6 protein-coding genes and 1 pseudogene are annotated in these 2206 nt (G+C 34.7%); all 7 read right to left on the bottom strand.

The features are described from left to right. The coding region (locus A2U94_RS19900; RefSeq protein ID WP_156482318.1) for a transposase at positions 1-168 on the bottom strand (168 nt) is incomplete at its 3' end. 132 nt (positions 169-300) lie between these two features. Next, a complete protein-coding gene (locus tag A2U94_RS21710) occupies positions 301-573 on the bottom strand; it encodes an RNase A-like domain-containing protein (protein ID WP_226373018.1) in 273 nt (90 codons plus the stop codon). After that, positions 531-719, bottom strand: a pseudogene (locus tag A2U94_RS19895) (transposase); the annotation flags it as partial. The gene A2U94_RS21710 and the pseudogene A2U94_RS19895, both read right to left, overlap by 43 nt. A 127-nt stretch (positions 720-846) precedes the next feature. Next, entirely contained in the window at positions 847-1044 is a 198-nt protein-coding gene (locus tag A2U94_RS19890; protein WP_061785931.1) for a hypothetical protein, read from the bottom strand. Positions 1045-1046: 2 nt separating this feature from the next. Next, positions 1047-1487: an Hsp20/alpha crystallin family protein gene (locus tag A2U94_RS19885; protein ID WP_061785932.1), complete on the bottom strand. Its 441-nt coding sequence runs from the start codon at positions 1485-1487 to the stop codon at positions 1047-1049. Between the two features lie 144 nt (positions 1488-1631). Continuing rightward, entirely contained in the window at positions 1632-1841 is a 210-nt protein-coding gene (locus A2U94_RS19880; protein WP_025910116.1) for a hypothetical protein, read from the bottom strand. 200 nt (positions 1842-2041) lie between these two features. Beyond that, on the bottom strand, positions 2042-2206 hold a 165-nt coding region (locus tag A2U94_RS20990), incomplete at its 5' end, for a transposase domain-containing protein (protein ID WP_197473393.1).

Raw genomic sequence — 2206 nt, 5'->3', positions numbered from 1 at the left:
TTCTTTGAAGGAACCAGAGGACTTACTTTGATTAATCCACTTATCAAGCGAAGATGGTGTTAACTCATATTCTCGAATGATGTCTTTACGAGGCTTTCCATTCTGATATAGCTGCACGATCTGTTGCTTAAATTCTTCGGTAAACGTTCGACGTACTTTTTTTGTCATGTAGATTCTCCTCATAACTGATTAGTATAGTTAATTCTACTTGACCTTAAAATTTCTGTCTAACTAAGTATAGCCGATCCAACAGGTTCTTCTAATTTGTTAGAAGACAACATAACATCTCACCCTTTAGTATTAGTTTGGATATCCAGTTAGAATATAATTCCCTGCTCCATCCTTTTTCAAGACAATTCTAGCATTTGTCATACTTTCAACAGTTGTAGAATCTCTTTTTACTCCACGTCCAATAACTTCAGCTCCTTCATAAGATAACACTAACTTTGACTTACTTTGAGGATTACTTATCCAAGCTGCCACTGCTTTTTTGTTATTTAGATTGCTTAAAACCTTACTAGCAACTTTCTCAGCAGTAGCCCTATCTGTAAAAGAGGATGATAGGCAGGACAGCCGGTATTTCGAAGGAATGGTTCGAGCGCTTCTTGTGGGATACTTTCAACTAAATGGTGAATAGAGAATGCACTATCATTATTTTGCAGTTTTATTTCAAGATCTAAAGGTAGAATTAATTGATTCATGCTATAATTTTTAAACATAAGGATCCTTCTTTCGATATGATTTGGTGTGGTAACTTAATTTTATCAGAAGTGGTCCTTATTTTATTGTAAAAATATAAAGCCAGTGCAATTTTACTCGTCGTAAAACTGCACCGGCTTTTTTAGTTTATTTAGGAGCGTTTTGTCCCAGCCTCTGGTAGGAATTTTTAATATTATTAGTCAGCTCATTTAAAATAATTTTTTTCTTTCCCTGAGGTAAATGGCAGCTTAAAATTAGCAAATCAACTAGGTCAGGTTGTTCCTCAGCAACTTCCTGCAAGTAATCCCTGCCAAACTCTTTCATTACAGGTAGCAAACTGCTCATTTTTAATGGAAATCCACATCAATTCTCTTTTTATTTGTTTGAGTTTGTTTAGGCATGATAACTTCTAGTACACCATTCTTATAAGAAGCCTTTATATCTTCCTCAGAAACAGGAGTTGGTAGTGTAACGGCTCTGTGAAAGCTACCTGTGTATCTTTCTCTCCTATGCATATTCTCTTCTTTAATCTCATTAGTTCTGTTAATTGAGCCACTAATTCTCAATACATTATTTTCAATATCAATGTTTACATCTTCTTTACTCTGTAAGCCTGGAATGTCACAAGTTGCTACTACCTCTTTATCTGTTTCATGAACATCCACTCTTATATTCCCCAATTGATTCATTTCATTGTCTAAATGAAAAGGGAAATCATTGAATAATCTGTCAAAATCTCTCCTAATGTTAGTTAATTGTCTAAATGGATCATAAGGTATTAATGCCATTTGTATCATCTCCTTAGTTATTTTTAACAAATATATTTTTTACATTTACTATGTAATTATTCATTTACTATGTAATTATTCATTTAAGGGATAAGCTGAGTCAGTTTTAGAAAAGCATCCTATTACAGAAAAAGGAGAGCCTAATTAGCTCTCCTCAGTGTCATTAGTTTTAACCTCATATCCAAAAAGCTGTGACCTTTCATCAGGTATCCATTTTCCATCTCTAATTCTGCTCAAGCCCTGATACAAAGAGCCTCCTATAATATTCTCTAACCATTTGGAGCATTCAGTCATAGTATCAAAATCATGTAAGTATACTCCATTTTTATACAGTGAATACTTTTTATGTTGCATACTAACACCTCCTTTGATTGATACATGTATTGTACCAGGAGGTGCTGCGTGTTTAAAAGGTGTTTTGATTCCTGTCTCAAAAACAGGGGTCAGTCCCAAGCCAATCAAGGTTAAATGTAAGCCCGAAATATAAAAAATAGCGCACCTTCACGGTACGCACGACGAACGGCCAGCTAACTGAATTTTTTTCAGTTAGCTGGCTATTTTGCACATGTGGCTTGAATATTCTCTGACCATGGCATGTAATTATGTAAAATCTCAGGGTGTTGATGAAACGATATATTAGGTAATTCCGTCATCAGCTTTACCAAGTACTGATAAAAATCAATTCCGTTTGCTTTGGCCGTTTCAGCCAAACTCAAACA

It is taken from the genome of Bacillus sp. VT 712, assembly GCF_001614195.1.
Taxonomy (GTDB): domain Bacteria; phylum Bacillota; class Bacilli; order Bacillales; family Bacillaceae_H; genus Priestia; species Priestia flexa.
This window is presented reverse-complemented; position numbering and strand designations above follow the sequence as displayed.